Genomic DNA, 15,482 nt, shown 5'->3' with positions numbered 1-15,482 from the left:
CCGTTCATGGATGGGTAACCGTTGCTGGACAGGGCGGCCGCTCTCGGACGGGCAACCGCTGTCGGATCCGGATGGAGCAACGCTAGACCGGTCGTCGGATTCCGTCAAAGGGCGTCATGAGCAAGGTCAGTATGGGGTGCGTGCTGTGCAATTATTGACCGGCTTCCGGCAGGTTGATCTATGCTAAGCAAAGGGCCGTTTTCGCCTCACTCGAACAAGAAAGGAGAAGGCTTCTATGTTGCTCAAACACGCTTTCGGTCTGTTCACCCACCCGGATCACGAATGGGCGGAAATCCGTCGGGAGCATGAAACGCCATGGCACGTCTATGTAGCGTACGTGCTGATACTGGCCGCCATCGGACCGGTTTGTGCCTATATCTCCACCACCTACTTCGGCTGGACGGTCGGCGGCGACCGCCTGATCCGGCTGTCCAACATCAGCGCCATCCAGCTCAGCGTGCTGACCTACGTCGCGATTCTGGTCGGTGTGTTCGCCCTGGGCTGGATGATCGACTGGATGGCCAGCACCTACGGTGCCAAGAGTGAGGCGGACAAATCCAACGGCATGGCCCTGGCCGCCTATGCCGCCACGCCGCTGTTCCTGGCGGGGTTTGCGATGCTCTATCCGGTGCCCTGGTTCAATGCCCTGGTGCTGCTGGCCGCCGCCGCCTACGCCGGCTACTTGGTCTATGACGGTCTGCCCATCGTCATGGGAATTCCCAAGGAGCGGGCGATTCTCTACTGCGGCGCGGTGCTGACGGTGGCGCTGGTGATCCTGGTCACCACCCGGGTCGGTTCGGTGCTGATCTGGAATTACGGTTTCGCGCCGCAGTTCATCGGCTGACCGGCTGAATCAGCGCTCGTCGCTGTCCTGCGGACGGCTGCCGACCGGCTGTTCGCGGGGCTGCCGTGCCAGTTCGATCTCCCGCGTTGTGTAATGCCCCACCATGCGCGCCAGGCCATCGGCCAGTTCGTCGAACCGGATCGGTGGGCTGGGGTCGGTCAGGTGGCGCACCACCGCGAAAATGCCGCCGTGGATCATGATGTAACTCATGGTGGGGATGCTGCGGATCTGCAGGGTTTCCGGATGGTGCATCAGGTACTGGGTCACCAGGTCGGACAGGGCCTTTTGCAGGGGCTCCAGGTACATCTCGAAATCCAGCGTCATGGCGTACTGGACGCAGTTGAGGTAGCGCCCGTCGTCCTGCTGCAGGAAATCGCGGAAGCGGTCGAGCAGCTCCCGCACCGCGTCGGCGATGGGTAAGCGCACCAGCTCCGGCACCAGCGGCTGGATCATCGCCACCGTGTCCGCCACGAAACGCTGCGACATCTCGCTGAAGATGGCTTCCTTGTTGTCGAAGTACTCGTACAGTGAACCCACGCCGACCCCCGCGATATCCGCAATCTGGCGCGTGGTGGTGGCCGCCGGGCCATGTTCGGCCATGGCGATGAAGCCGGCTTCGACGATGGCATTGACGGTGGCCTTGGCCCGCTGCTGTTGCGGTTTCCTGGTCATCTGGCGTTCCCGGCTGGCTGGCGGTTTGAGCCAGTCTAGGTGGACGCGCCGCGAAAGTCGTTTGCCCGGGAAACCGTCCCTCGGGTTTCTGGGGCGACCACGCCGGGCGTGGTGCTTCAGGCCGGTATGAGCGGTGCCGGCCGGCCCCAGTAGTAGCCCTGGCCGCACAGGCCGGGGTAGCGCTGCAGCCAGTCGGCGACCGCTGCCGATTCCACACCTTCCACCACGATGCGCAGATCCAGCGCTTCGCCCAGCTCCACCGCGGTGTGGAAGATGCGCTGGCGCACCGCGTCGATGTGGATGTCGGTCAGGAAACTGCGGTCGATCTTGAGTTCGTCCAGACTGAACGAGGCTAGGGCGCTGAGGGAGGAGTAGCCGGTACCGAAGTCGTCCAGGGCGATGCGGAAGCCGGCGTGGCTGAGTTTCTCCAGCATCTGGCGGGCACGGTCCACATCCCCCATGACCGCGGTTTCGGTGATTTCCAGCATCACCTGGTCGGGTGCTACCCGGTGGCGATCGAGGATTGCCAGCGCCTCGCTGTGAAAGTCCTGTCGCGCCAGATCGCGGGCGGAAATGTTGATGGCGATGGTTACCGCGTAACCGGTCTGCTGCTCCAGCATCGGCAGATCCTGCACCGCCCGTTCGATGGCCCAGAGCGTGACGCCGTGGATGGCGCCCACCTGTTCGGCGAAGGGAATCCACTGGTCCGGGCGGATGCGGCCGTGCTGCGGATGGTCCCAGCGGATCAGCGCCTCGTAGGCGATGACTCGGCTGTCGTGGACGAACACCTTGGGCTGGTAGTGCAGGTGGATGGCGCCGGTGCGCAGGGCCTGGTCCAGGTCCAGGATCAGGAAGTGCTGCAGGTTCTGTTTCTTCTCGGAATACGGATCGTAGACGTTGATGATGGCGTCGCTGGACAGGGCCGCGAAGCCGGCGCGGGAGATCAGTTCGCTGCCGGCGGTGCCGTGTTCCGGCGCGTAGGCCAGCCCCAGCCGGCCCACCCAACTGAACGCGTAGTGTTCTTCGTTGAAAGTCTGCTCCAGCCAGGCGCGGATGTCGTTCCAGGGAATGCTGCCCACGTCGGTGCGCAGGGCGAAGACGTGGTTGAAGGTGTCCACCGTGCCCACCGGGTGGCCCCGGAACAGGATCAGCTGGCCACTGAAATGGGTTTCCAGGTATCGGCACAGCCGGGTCAGGTAGATGCGCAGCAGGTTTTCCGCCTCCTGGTAGCCCAGCGCGCGCTCGATCTCGCCGTAGCGTTCCAGGCGCAACAGACCCACCACGAAGGGCTGGTCCAGCGGCGACAGCTGCGCCAGGGTCTGCTCGATGATCGCGCGGTTGGGGCGGCGGGTGATGCGGTTGGAGGCGGCCAGTTGGTCGTAGTCCTGCTCCAGTCGCGTGCGCAGGCGGCGTTCTTCCAGGGCGCGCTGGGTGGCGCTGAGGCGGCGCCGGCGCTCCTCGACCAGACGATAGCCGACCACCAGCGTCAGGAAAATGGACGCCGCGGCCGTGCCCAGATAGAAACCGGAATTGGTGATGGCGTTGACCGGCACCCAGCCAATGGTGCGCAGCATGGCCGTCGCCGCACCCAGGATCAGCAGCACCAGGGCTACCGAGAGATAGCGCGCCGAGGCCTGCTCACGGGAGCGGGCGAGGGCAACGGCCAGAACCAGCAGCAAGCTGATGCTGCCGCCCACGAGGATGGTGTCCTGCCCCACCAGCCCGGGGAGCACGGGCTCCAGCAGGGCCAGCGCCAGCATGCTCAGGGCGGCAAGGCGCAGGGGGTAGAGCCAGGGGCCGGTGAGCCCCAGGAAGTGCCGGCAGAAGCGGATCAGCGCCACGGCGCTGAGTGCGATCATGGGGGACAGCAGGCTGCCCAGGGCCGGCATGTTGGGCCAGATCAGCCAGAGCCCGAAGCCGTCCACGCACAGCTGGGTAAACAGCACGCTGGTCAGCAGGCAGGTGAGCCAGGCGGCGGCCATGCTGCGCAGTGTGAGCAGCAGGGCGATGTCGAACACCAGGGCAAACAGCAGGACGCCGTAGAGCGCAGCTTTCCAGGCAATCCGGCTGCCCACTTCGCTGAGCAGGTGCTCCGGGCGCGTGACGCTGAAGGGAAACAGCGTCGGTCCGGCGTTATTGACCTCAAAAAGCAGGGTGGTGTAACTGTGTCCGCCCAGCACGATGGGCCAGATCAGCTCCGGCAGTTTGACGATGCGCTCGGCGAAAGGGGCCTGGTCGCCGAGCGTCGGCAGTCGCTCGGGCTGGCCGTCCTCGGGAATGGCGACGGCGCGGACCCGGTCCAGGGAGGGCGCCTCGATTTGCAGCAGCAACGAGAGCGGTTCGGGATCCGGGTTCTGCAGCGTGATGCGGAAGGTGGCGGGCGATTGCAGGTAGCCCAGGCCCTCACGAAAATCGGGCAGGGTTTGCCAGCCGCTGCCCGAGAGCCAGTCGTCGTGTGCCAGGACCTGGTCCAGGTTGGCCTTGCGGAAGGCAATGTGGGGCTGGAAGATATCGTCGCCGGTTTCGGGCAACAGCGACGATGGCTGCAGCGGAAGGGCGTGAGCGCCCAGGGCCGGCGACAGATTCAGCAGGAACCCGTAGACACCGAGCCCGAGAAAAAGCACGAACGGTAGCCAGATCCACTTTCGGACCCTGGGGCTGTGGGGCTCAGGCATGGTAGCCTCGCCGCTGCTGGAGGTGCGTCCTTTGCGCCATCGCGTCGTCCCGGGCCCAATGGCCCAACCTATCGTGGACGGTTACACTTCACTACATGCTGAAATGAATTGTAACGCACTGAATTCTCGGGCATTTTACTGTATTTGTAGTTTGTTTGCATATTGTCCTTTCCTTCCGGACATGCCCTGGCGGATGCGGCAAGCCCGACGCTAAAGTTGAGGGCCGTATCCGCCGGCGGCAGGCGACGGGCAGCGGTGGTAACCTGAAGACAACAAACGGAGTGGAACCCTGTGACCAAACCCATCGCCGAACACTGCCTGCGCAACCAGCAGCCCATCGCCGAGGCACTGTCACCCTATCTGGCCGGCGGCGGACGCTGGCTGGAGTTGGGCAGCGGCACCGGCCAGCATGGCGTCTACATCGCCTCCCGCCACGCGGGAGTGGTCTGGCAGCTGAGCGACCTGGAAGATGCCCAGCCGGGCCTGCTGGCCTGGCAGTCCGAGGCCGCCCTGGACAACCTGCCGCCCCCGCGGATCCTGGACGTGACCCGCGACAGCGTCCCGTCCGGGGATTTCGACGGCGTATTCAGTGCCAACACCGTGCACTTTGTAGGCTGGCCGATCGTCCGGGCGCTGTTCGACCGCATCGCGGAGGCCCTGCGCCCGGGCGGTTACGCGGCGCTTTATGGCCCCTTCAACCGCGAGCAACGTTTCACCAGCGAAGGCAATGCGGCCCTGGACGAGTGGCTGCGCAGCCGCGATCCGGACAGTGGGATCAAGGACGAGGCCGACGTGATCGAATGCGCCGCAGAGCGAGGGCTGCGGTTCCACGACGTGCAGGACATGCCAGCCAATAATCGCCTGCTGGTCCTGCGGCAATGTTCCTGACGGGACCGAACCCGACCGGCCGCGGCCGGACTGACATCGGCATAAAAACAGACAGACCGGGAGAGACGATATGAGCGAAGACAAGCGTCGCCGTTACTCGAGCCCTGTGGTTGATGGCCTGGGCAAATCCGCCAGTCGCGCCATGCTGCGCGCGGTTGGCTTTACCGACGAGGACTTCAAGCGGCCGCAGGTGGGCATTGCGTCCACCTGGAGCAACCTGACCCCGTGCAACATGCACATCAACCGGCTGGCGGAAGAGGCCGGCCACGGTGCTGACGACGCCGGTGGCAAGAGCCTGATCTTCAACACCATCACCGTGTCCGACGGCATCGCCAACGGCACCGAAGGCATGAAGTATTCGCTGGTGTCGCGGGAGGTGATTGCCGATTCCATCGAGACCGCCGCCGGCTGCGAGGGGTTTGACGGCCTGGTGGCCATCGGCGGCTGCGACAAGAACATGCCCGGGTGCATGATCGGTCTGGCGCGGCTCAACCGGCCGTCGGTGTTCGTTTACGGCGGTACCATCCAGCCGGGCGAGAACCACACCGACATCATCTCCGTGTTCGAGGCGGTGGGCGCCCACGCCAAGGGCGACATGGATCTGATCGAGGTAAAGCAGATCGAGGAAACCGCGATTCCCGGCCCGGGTTCCTGCGGCGGCATGTACACCGCCAACACCATGGCCTCTGCCATCGAGGCGATGGGCATGAGCCTGCCCGGCAGTTCGGCCCAGAACGCTGTGTCCGAAACCAAGGAAGCCGATTGCCGGGCCGCTGGCGCGGCGGTCCTGAACCTGCTCGACAAGGATATCAAGCCGCGCGACATCATGACCCGCGAGGCCTTCGAGAATGCCATCACCGTGGTGATCGCGCTGGGCGGCTCCACCAACGCCGTGTTGCACCTGCTGGCCATGGCGAGCACCGCCGAAGTGGACCTGTCCATTGACGATTTCACCCGTATCGGCCGCAAGGTGCCGGTGCTGGCGGACCTGCGTCCCAGCGGCCACTACATGATGTCGGAGCTGGTGGCCATCGGCGGCATCCAGCCGTTGATGAAGACCCTGCTGGACGCCGGCATGCTGCACGGGGATTGTCTCACCGTGACCGGCCGTACCCTGGCGGAGAACCTGGCCGAGGTGGCCCCCTATCCGGCCAACCAGGACATCATTCACGCGCTCGACAACCCCATCAAGAAAGACAGTCACCTGCGCATCCTGCGCGGCAACCTGTCACCCACCGGTGCCGTGGCCAAGATCACCGGCAAGGAAGGGACCCACTTCACCGGCCGCGCCCGGGTGTTCCACTCCGAGGAAGAGGCCCAGGCCCGCATCATGGACGGCACGGTGGTGGCCGGCGATGTGCTGGTGATCCGCTACGAAGGGCCCAAGGGCGGCCCCGGCATGCGCGAGATGCTCACGCCCACCTCCGCCATCATGGGCAAGGGACTGGGCAGCGACGTGGCGTTGATCACCGACGGCCGTTTCTCCGGCGGCAGCCACGGTTTCGTGGTGGGACACGTCACGCCGGAAGCCGCCGATGGCGGGCCCATTGCGCTGGTGGAAGACGGCGACACCATCACCATCGATGCCGACGCCAATACCATCGAGCTGGACGTGTCCGATGAGGAGCTGGAGCGCCGCCGCCAGGCCTGGCAGCCGCCGGCGCCGAAGTACCGGCGCGGGGTGCTGGCCAAGTACGCCAGCACCGTTAATTCCGCCTCCGAGGGAGCGGTGACCGACGCCTTCTGACCGGGTCGTCGGGCCGGCGTGGTGCCGGTCCGACCGGTATACCGGACGGCGGCTTGCGCGTTCTCCTTGGGGGATGGCCCGGAATCGGTAGTATCCGAAATCTGTTCAGTTTGACGCCAACTAGACGACTGGTCTAATATCGAACTATGACTTCAGTAACCGCAAAACCCCAGGCCAAACTGGGCAACGAAACCCGGGCTGAACTGATCCGGGTGGGCAGCGACATCATCGCCCGCCGCGGCTTCAACAGCACCGGCATCAACGTGGTCCTCAAGGAAGCCGGGGTGCCCAAGGGGTCGTTCTACTATTACTTCGCCAGCAAGGAGGATTTCGGGCTGGCGGTGATCGACGATTTCGCCGCGGATTACGAAGACCGCCTCAATCGTACCCTGGGCAACGCGGAACTGGCGCCGCTGGAGCGAATTCGCCAGTTCCTGGAGGAAGGCATGGCCGATATGACCGACTGCGACTGTTGTCGCGGTTGTCTGGCGGGCAACCTGGGGCAGGAACTGGCGGGACAGAACGAGGCCTTCCGTCAGCGCCTGGATGGCCTTTTCAACGACTGGCAGGCACGTTTTGCCCGCTGTCTCGACGAGGCGCGCGAGCGTGGTGATATCGACGCGTCCGCCGACACCTCGGCGTTGGCGCAGCTGCTGCAGATGGGCTGGCAGGGCGCCACCCTGCGTGCCAAGGTGAGCCGATCGGTGACGCCGATGCAGGGCTTTGCCGACATGTTCTTCCGGCAAGTGCTGGGCGCGCGCGCCCGACATTAGTCCCGATAGTAGTGTCGGGAAAGCCATCGGTGGCTGAGACCGCCGGGGCAGACGTCATCAGGCGACGGATCGTCCGGGCGCCTGATTTTTTGGATCGGTTTTGTAGTAGACCGGTCTACAAATTCGATCTATGGATAGAAGGTCGCGTTCTGTCGAGTGGCGGTTAACCCGCCAATACCCTGGTCGTCTGACCAGGCAAACCGGGCAGGCTCGACACCCCATCGTGTCCCCAGGCCGGGGCATGTGAAAGAACGCAGATCCTGTGCATCCCGCAGATTGTCTGCAGATCCGTGGCTGCAGATCCATGTGTGCAAACCACGAGTGAAACCAAGAGGAGGACAGACCATGAGCCATGAACCCGTTGCCGTGACCGCAGAGACTTTCGAGCAGGAAGTGCTGAACGCCGAAGGGCCCGTCCTGGTGGACTTCTGGGCGGAGTGGTGCGCGCCGTGCAAATCCATCGCCCCGTTGCTGGAAGACATCGCCGACGAACAGGGCGAACGCCTGAAAGTCGCCAAGCTGGATGTGGACGCCTATGGCGATGTGGCCGCCCGCTACCGCGTGCGCTCGATCCCGACGTTGATGATGTTCCGCGACGGAGAGCCGGTCGGCACCCAGATCGGCGCCGTGGGCGCGCGTGAACTGAACGGTTTTATCGACAGTCACGCCTGATCCTGTGCGGGCAGGGAGGCCCGTGCCATGTTGCCTGATCGGATGCCCTGCTATAGTGCCCGCCGTAACCGCTTCAGGAGACAGGCATTATGGGATTTTTGATTGCGCTTCATACGCTGGCCGCCGTGATCTGGGTCGGGGGTATGTTCTTCGCTTACGTGGCGCTGCGCCCGGCGGCGGTGCAGGTATTGGAGCCGGCCCAACGGGCGGCCCTGTGGGGCGCCACGCTGGCCCGCTTTTTCCTGTGGGTCTGGATCGCTGTGGTGGTCCTGCTGCTGTCGGGTTTCGCCACTCTGGGGCTGTATTTCGATGGCTTGGGGTCGGCCGGCTGGCACGTGCATGCGATGGTCACCCTGGGCGCGGTGATGATGCTGCTGTTCCTGCACGTATGGTTTGCGCCCTACCGCCGTCTTAAACAGGCGCTGGCGAATCAGGACATTCCCGAGGCGGGCCGTCGCATCGGTCAGATCCGGAAGTTTGTACTCGCTAACCTGGTGCTCGGTATCGTTGTGGTGCTGATCGCTTCCGGTGGGCGTTATATTTTTCTGGGCTGAGGCCGTGTTCCGGGTCTGAAGACCGGCAGGTCGTGGCTCAGAGTGCGCCTTCGGCCTGCAACTGCCCGTAGACGGCTTCGGCCAGGCGCCGGTAACCGTCGGCGTTGAAATGCACGGCGTCGGATTTGACCTCCGGGTTGCGCAGCAGGTCGGCCACAGCGTCGTCCTCGAACGGCAGGTCGTAGCGTCGCGCCAGGTCGCCATAGAGCGGCGCCGTGTCGGAGAACAGTTTTTTCTCGGGCACGCCCACCAGTAAGACCTCGATACCCCGCTCGCGGGCCATCTCAATCATGCGCTCCAGATTAGCTTCGGTCACCGCGGGGTCGTGGTTGCGCAGGATATCGTTACCCCCTTCCAGCAGGATCATCAGGTTGGGCCGCGTCCGGTCCAGAACCTGCGGCAGGCGCTGCAGGCCCTCTGTGGTGGTCTCTCCGGCGATGCCGGCATTGACGACGGTGCGCCCGCTGAGCCGCTCCAGCGCTGCCGGGTAACTCTGTTCCGCGTCCACACCCACGCCTTCGGTCAGGCTGTCGCCGAATGCCAGAATGACATCGTCGTCGAACAGCGGCTCCAGCCTGGGATCGCTGCAAGCGGCCAGCAGCAGGGCCAGGCCGATCAGGGTGAGGGTACTGCGGAGGTTGCGCATAGGTCTTTCCTGAGGGTCCATTCCATGGTCTGTCGCTGGATTCGGGGCTGAATTCCGGCGCTCATCCGTGTATAACGCTCATTCCATAAGCGTTCGATTTCCAGAGGTAGGGCCAGTATGCACCGTGGGTGGCGACTCCCGCTGTTTCTTTTCGTTATTCTGCCGATCCTGGCGTGCAGCCGTGCCTGGGCAGCGCCCGATCCGGCCGGTCTGGAGCTGGCCTCGGTCAATGCCGCAGTGGCCTATGTGGACGGCGGCGAGCCCATCTTCAGCAAGCACCCGGACCGGTCGGTGCCCATTGCCTCGGTGACCAAATTGATGACGGCGGTGGTGGTCATGGACGCCGGCCAGCCGATGGACCAGTGGCTGGAAGTCTACAAACGCCATCGGCCGGCACCGAACAACGCCTACTCCCGCATCCGCATTGGTTCCACCCTCAAGCGAGGCGACATGCTGCGCATCGCCCTGATGTCGTCGGAGAACCTGGCGGCCTACACCCTGGCGCGGCATTACCCCGGCGGCTTCGACGCCTTCGTGCGGGCGATGAACGAGAAAGCCGCGGAGCTGGGGATGAGCCACAGCCATTTCGTGGAACCGACCGGCCTGTCGCCGGAGAACCACGCCTCGGCCGGCGATCTGGTCAAGCTGGTGCGGGCCGCTTTCGCCCACCCGGAGCTGCGCCGCTACACCACCACCGGTTATTTCACCGCGCATTTCCGCCAGCCGCGCTACGATCTGCGTTTCGGCAACACCAATCCGCTGGTACACCGCCAGAGCTGGGATGTAGAGCTGAGCAAGACTGGCTACCTCTCCGAGGCCGGGCGCTGCCTGATCATGGTCACCCGCATCGACGGGCGCGAGGTGGTGGCGGTGCTGCTGGATTCCTTCGGCACCCGCACGCCGCTGGGGGATGCCGGGCGGGTGCGCCGCTGGCTGACCAGCGGCCAGGGAGGCAGCATTGCCAAGGCCGCCCGGGCATACGAGAATCGACGTAATGCCGAATACGCCAGTCGCCAGACGGCAAAGGCCGAAACGGCCACACCCTGAGGCTGGCGCAACCACCGGAGGGCGAGTCATGACGGACAACGGATTGCTGGTACTGACCACCGGCGGCACGATCGACAAGATCTACTTCGACGCCAAGAGCGAATTCAGTATCGGCGACAGCGAGTTTGCGGACATCGCCGCGCTGGCCCAGGTGTCGATGCCCTACCGGGTGGAATCGGTAATGCGCAAGGACAGCCTGGACATGACCGACGCCGACCGCCAGGCGATCCGCGCGGCGGTGGAGGCGGCACCGGAACGCCGTATCCTGATCACCCACGGCACCGACACCATGGTGGACACCGCGCGGGTGCTGGCGGACCTGCCGGACCGCATCATCGTCCTGACCGGCGCCATGCAGCCCTCACGCATGCGTGTGACGGACGCCCCATTCAACGTCGGCTTCGCCCTCGGTGCGCTGCAGTCCCTGGCCAGCGGCGTCTACATCGCCATGAGCGGCCAGATCCTCAATCCCCATCACGCCCGCAAGAACCGCGCGGCGGGGCGCTTCGAGGCGGAGTAGCCCCCAGCTTTCCTATCGGAAGCTGTCGATTTCCGCCTCGGTCAGCGAACGGTATTCTCCGGGACCCAGCTCCGGGTCCAGCGTAACCGCGCCAATCGCTTCCCGGTGTAATCCGGTCACGTGATTGCCCACGGCCGCCAGCATGCGCTTGACCTGATGGTAGCGCCCCTCGCTGAGGGTCAGTCGCAGCTGCTTCTCCGATAACGGCTCGACACCGGCCGGCGCGGTCGGCCGGTCATCGCTTTTCAGCGTCACGCCCTGCTCCAGGGCGCTCACCATGTCCGGCGTCCAGGGTTCCGCCAGCTCGACCCGATAGCGTTTGCTGCACTTTGCCCTGGGCGACGTGACCCGGTGTGACCACTGGCCGTCCGTCGTCAGCAGCACCAGACCGGTGGTGTCCAGATCGAGCCGGCCGGCCACGTGCAGGTTGCGGCGCAGTTCCGGCGGCAGCAGATCGGTCACGGTCGTGTGTTCGCCGTCCCGGGTGACGCTGACCACATCGGCCGGTTTGTTCAGCATCAGGTAGCGTTCACCGGGAAGTGTCAGCGGCTGGCCGTCGAGTTCGACGACGTCGCCGTCCGCCAGGTGTGTGGCCGCTTTGCGGCACAGCTCGTCGTTGATGGTGACGCGACGGCCGAGGATGCAGCGGCGGGCTTCCTTGCGAGTCATGTCGGCGGCGTTGGCGAGGAAAAAGTCGAGGCGCATGGTCGGGAGTCCACGGGTTGCTGGGCGGCCGCAATGGCGCGGTGCCGGCAGGTTACCGGGAAAGGCGCAGAGCGTCGATGGCCGGCACCGGAGCAGCGCCCGTTTACCGGGGGTGACCGGCGTCGAACGGCCTGCCGGCAAAGCTGATAATTCGTCGGGTTTCTTTACAAGTCGGCGTCAAGATTCCGAATAAAATAATTTAAAAACATGAGGTTAAGAATTGGCCTGACGATTGCTAATCACGGTCTGAGGGCCACTGCCTTCTCCCAAAAAGAACCGAAACAAGGAATTTTGCCATGAAAAGATACCTAGCGATGCTGGGCGCTGCGCTGCTGTTGCTGGCTGGCGGTTCCGCCAATGCGACCGTGATCACGCTGACGGATACCACCAAGTTCCTGAGCGATGCGACGGACGCGCCGGAAGACCTGCAAAGTTACGGCGGTCGTTATGTGAACAAGCTGGAAGGTTTCCTCGACCACGTGTCCTGGAAGCACCAGTATGTGTTCGATCCGGCCGCGAGCGAGCTGTTGACCGGTACTCTGACGCTGTACCTCAAGGACGATGAGCACGACAACATCTTCAAACCCTGGACCTGGGAGTTCGGTTTCGGTTACACCGAAAACGGCGACTGGGACATCGGTGGCGTCGATAGCGGTGCCTACGGCTATGACATCGATGTGGCCTCCCTGGCCGACGGTATGTTCGGTGTGACCCTGAAATCGCTGGGTGGCGATTTCTACATCAAGAAGTCGGTCCTCGAGATCACCTATAAGTCCGTGCCGGAACCTGGCACTTTGGCCCTGCTGGGCACCGGTCTGCTGGCGTTCGCCTGCAGCCGCCGCCGTCGCCAGTCGTCACTGGCTGCCTGACGGCGATTTGCAGCGCCCCACCCGGGGCGCTGTTTGCCTTATCCCCGGCGGGCCAGGCGGTCGCGCACCATGAACAGCGCCGCGATCACCCGCGCTTCGGTCACGTCTTCCCGCGCCACCAGCTGCTCCAGCTCCGACAGCTTCCAGGTCACCACTTCCAGCGGCTCCGGTTCGTCCCCCGGCAGGCTTTCCTCGTAAAGGTCGCGGGCGATGACTGCGCGGATATGATGGCCCATGTAGCCCGGTGACAGGGTCATGTCCTTGAGCCGTTCCAGATGACCGGCGCCGTAGCCGATTTCTTCCTTCAACTCGCGGTTGGCCGCGTCGCGCCAGTCCTCGCCATGCTCGTAGGCGCCCTTGGGCAGGGTGAGCTGGTAGGCTTCCACGCCGACGCCGTATTCGCGGATCATCACCACCGTATCGTCGTCCAGCAGGGGCACGCACATGACGCCAGCCAGGGGCGGTGTGCGCAGGCGTTCGAACTCACGTTCCTCGCCGTTGCTGAAGCGCAGGTGCACCGATTCGATGCCGAACAATCGGCTGCGGGCCACCAGGCGGGTGTCGAGGATGTCGGGTTTGTCGTCCATTCAGCTGGCTTCCGGGTCGCTCAGTTGGATGTTGAGAGCCTCGAAGACCGAGGGGGCGGGGTAGCCGTCGGCGATCAGGTTGCGGTCTTTCTGGAAATCGCGGATGGCGCCGCGGGTGGCCGGGCCCAGGATGCCGTCCGGTGTACCGCTGTCATAACCCTGATCGTTGAGGGCCGTTTGCAGGGCCTGGATGTCCTGCCGGGACAGGCGCGGCAGGTCGGTGGGCGGCGGGTTCTGCAGACCACCTGCACCGGCGATGCGATCCGCCAGATTGCCGACCGCCAGTGCGTAATACTCCGAGCGGTTCCAGCCCATGATCACGTCGAAGTTGTGGTAGACGAGGAACGCGGGGCCCTCGTGGCCGGCCGGTACCAGCAGCGCCGCCTCAATGTCGGCATGCGCCAGTGGGTTACCGAAAGCGTCGGTCAGGCCCAGACTGCGCCACTCGGAGAGCGGGCGCGCGCGTTTGAGACCGGCCCGGCTGTAGTCGAATCCGTCCGGCAGGATCACCTCACGGCCCCAGCGATAGTCGCCGTCCCAGCCCAGGTTATTGAGGAAATTGCCCGCGGACATCATGGCGTCCGGCACGCTGTGCCAGAGATCGCGCTTGCCGTCGCCGTCGGCATCCACCGCGTAGCGCAGGAACACCGAAGGCATGAACTGCACGTGGCCCATGGCGCCGGCCCAGGAACCTTCCATCTGGTCCGGCTCGATCGCGCCCTCGTCGATGATGCGCAGGGCGGAAATCAGTTCGCCGGAGAAGTAGCTGCTGCGGCGGTGATCGCAGGCCAGGGTAGCGAGCGCGCTGGGTACCGGCATCTTGCCGAAATAACTGCCGAAGTTGGTCTCCAGGCCCCAGAAGGCCACCAGGTAGGGGCCGGGGACGCCGGTCTCGCGGGTGACCCGGTCGAGCAGGTCGGCGTGGGTCTTGAGCAGCTCACGGCCTTTCTCGATGCGGGCGTCGTTGACCCGGCGGTTGAAGTAGTCGGCGAAGGTGGTGGTGAATTCCGGCTGGCGGCGGTCCAGTTCGATCACCCGGTCCAGCAGGGTAACGTGGTCCAGCACCTCGGCGGTGACTTGCGGCGTAACGCCGGCCTGCAGGGCCTGGTCCTTGAGTCCGGCGATGCAGTCGCTGAACGGCGTGGTGCCGCTGGCGGCGTCACTGTCTGTGGCGGCCAGGCCCAGGCCGGGCAGGAGGCAGCTGCTCAGCAGCAGGCCGCACAGGGTTTTGGGGGCAGGGATCCGTCGTCTGGCAGTCCGTGGTCTCAATGGGGCATCCTCTCGCTGGTAACCGGGGCGAATCCGCATGGTAGCCTGTTTTGACCGGCCGAAAACACCGCCAGTACGTCCTGCCAATGACAATTTTTTAAGGAATAACACGGTTGTGCAACAGGGCGGCCGGGTGGCTTGGGCTATAGTGGGGGCAATACTCCAAAAAGGGCCGCAGTATGGCAAAGCTCAAGGCGCTGGTGGTGGACGACGCCAGCTTCGTCCGGGACCTGATCAAGCGCACCGTCCGCAGCCGCTTCCCGGTCATGGAAATGACCGAGGCGACCAACGGCAAGAAGGCCCAGTTCCTGATGACCAAGACCGTCTACGATCTGGTGCTGTGCGACTGGGAGATGCCGGAAATGTCTGGCCTGGAGCTGCTGCGCTGGATGCGTCAGAACGAGCATTACAAGAGTTGCCCGTTCATCATGATCACCAGTCGCGGCGACAAGTCCCACGTGGTCGAGGCGGTCCAGGAGGGGGTCTCGGAATACCTGGGCAAGCCGTTCAGTCCGGACGGCCTGAGCAAGAAGATCACCAAAGTGATGGGGCGCAAGCTGAAACAGGCGATGGGCGCGTCCGGGGTATCCATGGAGGGGCCGGCGGATGCGTTCAAGGAATCCGCCGCGCTGCTGACCCGTAAGCCGGCCAGCGCCAGCGAGCCGCCGGCTGCCGGCCGTCCGGCCCCCAAGGCCCGCAGCGTGGCCAGCGTGCGCTTCGCGGAATCCACCCTGCCGTGTGTGGTGAAGGACATCACCCTGACCGAGATACGCTGCATTGCCAAGCGCGACCAGTCGTTCCCGGGCATCCTCGATCAGGCGGTGGTGGACATCGAGTTCCGTGAGGGCGAGATGGCCCGCCTCAACGGTTACGTGCACCAGCTGCAGGCGGTGGAAAAACGCCAGGACACGGATTTCGTCAGCCTGGTGATCCGCTTCGTCGACGACGACCCCCAGAAAATGGAAGACCTGTCACGCTTCATCGCCCGCTTTCGCGCCGGCTAGCGATTCCCGC

General features: G+C 64.6%; 16 protein-coding genes. 10 read left to right on the top strand and 6 right to left on the bottom strand.

The annotated features are described in order from the left end of the window. Positions 1–235: 235 nt before the first annotated feature. Positions 236–844, top strand: coding sequence for a Yip1 family protein (locus DKK67_RS13220; protein WP_111496974.1), 609 nt, complete (start codon positions 236–238; stop codon positions 842–844). Positions 845–853: 9 nt separating this feature from the next. Here the strand turns inward: DKK67_RS13220 and DKK67_RS13215 are convergent, their stop codons facing one another. Together DKK67_RS13215 and DKK67_RS13210 are read right to left on the bottom strand one after the other, a co-directional pair. Then, positions 854–1,516 (bottom strand): TetR/AcrR family transcriptional regulator, encoded by a 663-nt coding sequence (locus DKK67_RS13215; protein ID WP_111496973.1) that lies wholly within the window; start codon positions 1,514–1,516, stop codon positions 854–856. A gap of 116 nt (positions 1,517–1,632) precedes the next feature. Next, positions 1,633–4,191 carry an EAL domain-containing protein gene (locus DKK67_RS13210; protein WP_111496972.1) on the bottom strand — a complete coding sequence of 853 codons (2,559 nt, stop codon included), beginning with the start codon at positions 4,189–4,191 and terminating at the stop codon, positions 1,633–1,635. A 291-nt stretch (positions 4,192–4,482) separates the two neighbouring features. On the opposite strand from DKK67_RS13210, the gene DKK67_RS13205 reads away from it, so the two are divergent. From DKK67_RS13205 to DKK67_RS13185, 5 genes are all read left to right on the top strand, one after another. After that, positions 4,483–5,079, top strand: coding sequence for a DUF938 domain-containing protein (locus DKK67_RS13205; RefSeq protein WP_111496971.1), 597 nt, complete (start codon positions 4,483–4,485; stop codon positions 5,077–5,079). A gap of 70 nt (positions 5,080–5,149) precedes the next feature. Next, a complete protein-coding gene (gene ilvD / locus DKK67_RS13200; protein ID WP_111496970.1) occupies positions 5,150–6,826 on the top strand; it encodes a dihydroxy-acid dehydratase in 1,677 nt (558 codons plus the stop codon). Positions 6,827–6,972: 146 nt separating this feature from the next. Next, positions 6,973–7,599 carry a TetR/AcrR family transcriptional regulator gene (locus tag DKK67_RS13195; protein ID WP_111496969.1) on the top strand — a complete coding sequence of 209 codons (627 nt, stop codon included), beginning with the start codon at positions 6,973–6,975 and terminating at the stop codon, positions 7,597–7,599. Between the two features lie 345 nt (positions 7,600–7,944). Further along, positions 7,945–8,271 carry a thioredoxin gene (trxA, locus tag DKK67_RS13190; protein ID WP_111496968.1) on the top strand — a complete coding sequence of 109 codons (327 nt, stop codon included), beginning with the start codon at positions 7,945–7,947 and terminating at the stop codon, positions 8,269–8,271. A gap of 89 nt (positions 8,272–8,360) precedes the next feature. After that, entirely contained in the window at positions 8,361–8,825 is a 465-nt protein-coding gene (locus DKK67_RS13185; protein WP_111496967.1) for a CopD family protein, read from the top strand. Positions 8,826–8,862: 37 nt separating this feature from the next. Here DKK67_RS13185 and DKK67_RS13180 read toward each other — a convergent pair whose 3' ends face one another. After that, complete coding sequence (locus tag DKK67_RS13180; protein WP_111496966.1) at positions 8,863–9,471, bottom strand: arylesterase; 609 nt, start codon at positions 9,469–9,471, stop codon at positions 8,863–8,865. Between the two features lie 117 nt (positions 9,472–9,588). Between DKK67_RS13180 and pbpG the strand changes: the two genes are divergently transcribed. Both pbpG and DKK67_RS13170 read left to right on the top strand, forming a co-directional pair. Then, a complete protein-coding gene (gene pbpG, locus DKK67_RS13175) occupies positions 9,589–10,518 on the top strand; it encodes a D-alanyl-D-alanine endopeptidase (protein WP_111496965.1) in 930 nt (309 codons plus the stop codon). A 28-nt stretch (positions 10,519–10,546) separates the two neighbouring features. Further along, positions 10,547–11,038: an asparaginase domain-containing protein gene (locus tag DKK67_RS13170; protein WP_111496964.1), complete on the top strand. Its 492-nt coding sequence runs from the start codon at positions 10,547–10,549 to the stop codon at positions 11,036–11,038. A 12-nt stretch (positions 11,039–11,050) separates the two neighbouring features. On the opposite strand, the gene DKK67_RS13165 is transcribed toward DKK67_RS13170, so the two are convergent. After that, on the bottom strand, positions 11,051–11,743 hold the full coding sequence (locus tag DKK67_RS13165; protein WP_111496963.1) for a pseudouridine synthase: 693 nt from the start codon (positions 11,741–11,743) through the stop codon (positions 11,051–11,053). Positions 11,744–12,039: 296 nt separating this feature from the next. Between DKK67_RS13165 and DKK67_RS13160 the strand changes: the two genes are divergently transcribed. Further along, on the top strand, positions 12,040–12,612 hold the full coding sequence (locus DKK67_RS13160) for a PEP-CTERM sorting domain-containing protein (protein ID WP_111496962.1): 573 nt from the start codon (positions 12,040–12,042) through the stop codon (positions 12,610–12,612). A 38-nt stretch (positions 12,613–12,650) separates the two neighbouring features. Here DKK67_RS13160 and nudE read toward each other — a convergent pair whose 3' ends face one another. Both nudE and DKK67_RS13150 read right to left on the bottom strand, forming a co-directional pair. Next, positions 12,651–13,199 (bottom strand): ADP compounds hydrolase NudE, encoded by a 549-nt coding sequence (gene nudE, locus DKK67_RS13155; RefSeq protein WP_111496961.1) that lies wholly within the window; start codon positions 13,197–13,199, stop codon positions 12,651–12,653. After that, complete coding sequence (locus DKK67_RS13150; protein ID WP_407657838.1) at positions 13,200–14,468, bottom strand: lytic murein transglycosylase; 1,269 nt, start codon at positions 14,466–14,468, stop codon at positions 13,200–13,202. Positions 14,469–14,647: 179 nt separating this feature from the next. Here DKK67_RS13150 and DKK67_RS13145 point away from each other — a divergent pair, with 179 nt between their 5' ends. Continuing rightward, complete coding sequence (locus tag DKK67_RS13145) at positions 14,648–15,472, top strand: response regulator (RefSeq protein ID WP_111496959.1); 825 nt, start codon at positions 14,648–14,650, stop codon at positions 15,470–15,472. The last annotated feature ends 10 nt before the right edge of the window (positions 15,473–15,482 follow it).

This window comes from Marinobacter bohaiensis (genome assembly GCF_003258515.1).
GTDB lineage: Bacteria > Pseudomonadota > Gammaproteobacteria > Pseudomonadales > Oleiphilaceae > Marinobacter_A > Marinobacter_A bohaiensis.
This window is presented reverse-complemented; position numbering and strand designations above follow the sequence as displayed.